We start from the raw sequence: 4,497 nt of genomic DNA, 5'->3' as shown, positions 1-4,497 counted from the left end.
GTACCAGCAGAAACAACACCGAAGTTGACGTTAGTCTCTGGGTCACCGGTTAACGAGACCGTCTTCGTTAACTACACAGCTAATGACGATAGTCTGACGATCAGCTACGTTGATGATGAAAGAGGTCAAGCTCAAGTCGGTGACGCGATTACAAAGACTGGTAAGACTGGCGGTACAGGAAGCTATACGGTAGTAGTACCGGATGGTTATGTACTGGTCACTCCGCAAAAAGATGTTCAGGATAATAAAGTTAACTATACGTTTACGCCAGGCAACGATAATAAGCTGATTCACCTGACCCACAAGACGACAGATTCAACGCTGACAACAACGCGGACTATCGTCTATGAGATTAATGGTAAGAAGGTTGATACACCAGCGCCAGTCGTACAGGACACGACGTGGACGATTACTACGGATATGGTAACGGGAGCTATTACTGCTGCAAAGCCGAAGAACAACTATGCAGCAGTAACGACACCAGCATTGGCAGGATATATACCCGATAAGAAGACGGTAGACGAAGAGACGCCGAAATTAACGCTGGTATCTGGTTCGCCAGTAAATGAAACTGTATTCGTAAACTACACGCCTGAAGCTGATGAGCTTCAAGTTACTTATGTGGAGATTGATGAGTTTGGCAATCCAAGACAAGATCAATTGATTAAGACGGAGATGGTTGCTGGTAAGACAGGTGAACTTGTTTCATTCACACCAACTGTTCCTAAAGGTTATATTGCATCTAACTTTGTACCTGGCGAACCAATCACCTATACACTTACGCCATCAGCGGACGGTCTAATTCTCTACTTGTATCGCGACTACGGGAGTGGTAATGGTGGTGGCAACCCGCCGACAGACAACGGTGGCAACCCGCCAACGAACAACGATGGCAATCCGCCAACGAACAACAATGGCAATCCGCCAACGAACAACAATGGCAACCCGCCAACGAACAACGATGGCAATCCGCCAACGAACAACGATGGCAACCCGCCAATGAACAACAATGGTAACCCGCCAACGAACAACGATGGCAATCCGCCAACGAACAACGATGGCAACCCGCCAACGAACAACGATGGCAATCCGCCAACGAACAACGATGGCAATCCGCCAACGAACAACGATGGCAACCCGCCAACAGACAACGGTGGCAACCCGCCGACGAACAACGGTGGCAACCCGCCAACGAACAACGATGGCAACCCACCAACAGATAACGGTGGCAACCCACCGACAAACAACGAAGGTGGCAATCCGCCAATCAACGGCGGCGGCACCACACCGGGCAACCCAGGTGATACCCCAACCAATGAAGGTGGCAACCCTACCAGACTAAAGCTGCCTCGGACAGATAATGAGACGCCTACTGGTAACGAAACGCCGATTAACAACGAGACCCCAACTGGTAACGGGACTCCTGCTGGCAAGACCAGCAACAGGAGAACGTTGCCTAAGACTGGTAACGAAAGTGCCACTGGCTTGGCATTACTCGGTGTTTCTCTAATGAGTCTTCTAGGTTTGGTTGAGCGGAAGCGCAAGGCAGATCGTTAACGGATTAGACGAATTTGAAAGAACCGTTCTTCACGCAACGCGTGAGGAGCGGTTCTTTTTGGTTCTGAGTTTATAAAAGTGGTAAGCAACGAATAGCAGATCGTCTTGCAAACTGAAAAGGACCGCAATTGTCTTTTGGGATTGCAGCGCTTCCTCGTTTATACAGTTTCATTGTTGGTTGGTTTTAGATGCTGATTCCAAGGTAAATAGGAGAAAGCGCAACCGCTTGCGTGGATGTCGTGACCAGAGCGCTCACTTTACCTCTCACGTGTTCTCGTTTACGACACGAATATCGATTCCCAGTCGGGTTCGACTCGATTCAGCAAATCTCTCGGCTAAATGAATAATTGCCTGCACCAATCATTTGAACGCTTTGACGAAAATCAAAGGCCTCCAGGTTTGAGCTCACCGATTCGTCAGAGACTAATTTTGAACGGAATTGCAAAAAAATAAGGCAAAATACAAAATTTGGGAATTTGACACACGAACAATAAAAAATTGGCGCGGAAGAGCCCAGAAACCCTGCAGCATTAAGCTTTGTCATCGTCGCCAAAATATGAAATAATCATATTTTACGTGAACCGCTAAAGCCTTGTCAGTACTGGCCTTTCAAGATTCTCCGCACCATATTCAAATTTCTCGTGTCTCGATTTCCAGGATTTTGTATTTTGCCTAAAATCAAGCGGGAATCCGACAGGAAAAGCTGTTTTGTGAAATCTGTCGCCAAAATGCAGTATCGTCAGAATAAACAAAAATCCGCCAAAAAAGCGGATTCTGGAAATTGAGGTGAAGCTTGCGTTAACCACTCCTAACCGTGAAAGTCTGCACTTTGGGCCAAGACCTGATTAACAAGCTCATGGTCAAAATGAACTGGACTTTTCCGCGACTTGGTCAAATGATTCGATAGCAAAGACTAAAGCGGTTCATTCGGGCCTGGAGAGCGGAAGATCTGTCCGGCAATTAAGCAACGTCTCTTCAAGAAGACAATCATTTCCAGTATTCTAGGGAGAGCACATCAAAATCTTGCGGCGTCCACTTTCACTGTTGAGGGAACACCTCTTTGATGCGCGGAAAAGCTTATTAAGAGAGGAGGGCAGTGATAAGCATCTTCCCAGGTTCTCACGCCTAAACTAGGAAATCCAACTAACGATCACGCTCAAGGCCGAGAAACTTCTTTGTCCATATCCGTGGTCAATGTGGCTCAAGCTAATTCAACGCAGTCAAAATAGTCGACCAACTTAAAATGATGACTAACCTTTTCTGAGGCTGATGTTGCCTTCACACTGTTTAGAGACCAGTGAGTTAAGGACCCGATACAGAGATTAATCGGTATTAAACGCCGTCATCTGATGTACAAAACCGGAGTCTCCGCGTTTTTTGCAAAAATAGAAAAAATCGCGGAGAATGTTCCCTCTTTTCCCACCTTAGAATATAGACATGGAGTGAGGAGGGAAAAACGATGCGAGTGAAAAATCTCTCAGGTGAACAATTTGGTCGGCTGACCGTGCTCAAGCGAGCAGGGACAGCCAAGAACGGGAATGCGGTATGGCAATGCCAGTGTTCTTGCGGTAATACGGTCACAGTCGACGGGTGTCGGCTGCGGTCAGGCCAAGTGCGCAGTTGTGGGTGCTTGCGTCGGGACGTCGCTCGGCAACGCGCGGCGTTAAATCCGGCCTTCAGGGCGCACCAGCACGCGCATGGGCGTGATTTGACGAATGATGATGGGATTTCGCTGAATTCATTAGTCAAAAGCAAGCGCAATAAGTCTGGTGTAGTGGGTGTCTCTTATAATCCGGCCAATAACCGTTGGTTTGCGCGGCTCCGGTATCAAGGCCGCTATGTGCTTCTCAAGTCATGTCAGACGTTTGATGAAGCGGTGGCCTTGCGTAAGGCTGCAGAATACCAATATCTGGGCAAACCGACTGAAGAGTTGGCAGAAAGCGTTCAGTGACACACTCCGGGGAGGGAGTGCGGCGCTGGCAGCTTTTTTGTTGAGACACGAAAAAGGGCAAATCGCTGATTGAAGCGATTTGCCCTTTACTGTGCTTAGGACTGAATGCCGAAGTTGATCACGCCCGAGAGACTTTCCCAGTAAGCCGCCAGCATGGCTGCGCCGGCCGCCGGATCCGGTGCGCCCCCACCGTTGCCGTGATGCTGCTGAAGTGACATTGAAAATGGTGCATAGACCATTTGCCGGTTCAGCCGCTCACCTTGGAACAGGTTGGTGATTTGCGCTTGACTAGATTGTTCAGTAGTCCGGCGATTCTGCTGGGCCGCGTTATTCTTTGCGCCAGCCAGTCCTGGCACCAGCGCCTGGTATTCACTTGGCAGGTTCGAAGCAAGTGGGGCAGCCATCACGTGTTTGACCGTGATGACCACCGTCTGGTCGGCTGCTGGAAAGCGGGTTAAATCGGTGGCCGGGTTGATCAGAACCGCGTAGCCAGCTTCTACTAGTGACTGCGTGAGTTCATGAAAATTGAACGTCATCGGTTCGCCTGGTACCCCGGCAATCAAATCGGTTTGAAGCGGTTTGCCAGTATCAGCATCGACAACAATCACCGTGATCCGCTGCTTTTGTTTGGCCGCGGCTGAAGTGACAGTCTTATTCTGAACGACGGGTGCCTTAGGACTGGTTGTGCGGGGCGCCGGCTTGGTTGGCTTCGCCGTAAGGATTGTTTTGCCGAGGGGATTGGTCCCGAGTACTGCAGCACTTTGGACTTCTCTCGGCGCTTTGCTTTCGGCAGTTGATTTGGCCTCGGAAGCTGCAGCACTCTGCGCCGCATCACTGGCCGCTTTGCTTTCAGCGATGGAGTTAGCTTCGGAAATCGCGGCGCTCTGCGCTGCTTCACTAGCCGCCTTGCTTTCGGCAATGGAGTTAGCTTCGGAAATTGCGGCGCTCTGGGATGCTTCACTGGCCGCTTTGCTTGCGGCAATGGAGTT

At 49.7% G+C, this 4,497-nt stretch carries 2 protein-coding genes and 1 pseudogene; 2 read left to right on the top strand and 1 reads right to left on the bottom strand.

The window, feature by feature from the left end; all coding sequences use genetic code 11:
• Both JUF21_RS10680 and JUF21_RS10675 read left to right on the top strand, forming a co-directional pair.
• Positions 1-1,557 (top strand): LPXTG cell wall anchor domain-containing protein (locus JUF21_RS10680; protein ID WP_203664532.1); only part of this gene is annotated, 1,557 nt, incomplete at its 5' end.
• A 1,459-nt stretch (positions 1,558-3,016) separates the two neighbouring features.
• Complete coding sequence (locus tag JUF21_RS10675; protein ID WP_203623496.1) at positions 3,017-3,508, top strand: AP2 domain-containing protein; 492 nt, start codon at positions 3,017-3,019, stop codon at positions 3,506-3,508.
• Between the two features lie 95 nt (positions 3,509-3,603).
• Here the strand turns inward: JUF21_RS10675 and JUF21_RS10670 are convergent.
• Positions 3,604-4,497 (bottom strand): annotated as a pseudogene (locus JUF21_RS10670) (hypothetical protein); the annotation flags it as partial.

Source organism: Lacticaseibacillus sp. 53-4 (assembly GCF_016861805.1).
Taxonomy (GTDB): domain Bacteria; phylum Bacillota; class Bacilli; order Lactobacillales; family Lactobacillaceae; genus Lacticaseibacillus.
Note: the sequence above shows the minus strand (reverse complement) of the source record. Positions and strands in the feature narration are given on the sequence as shown.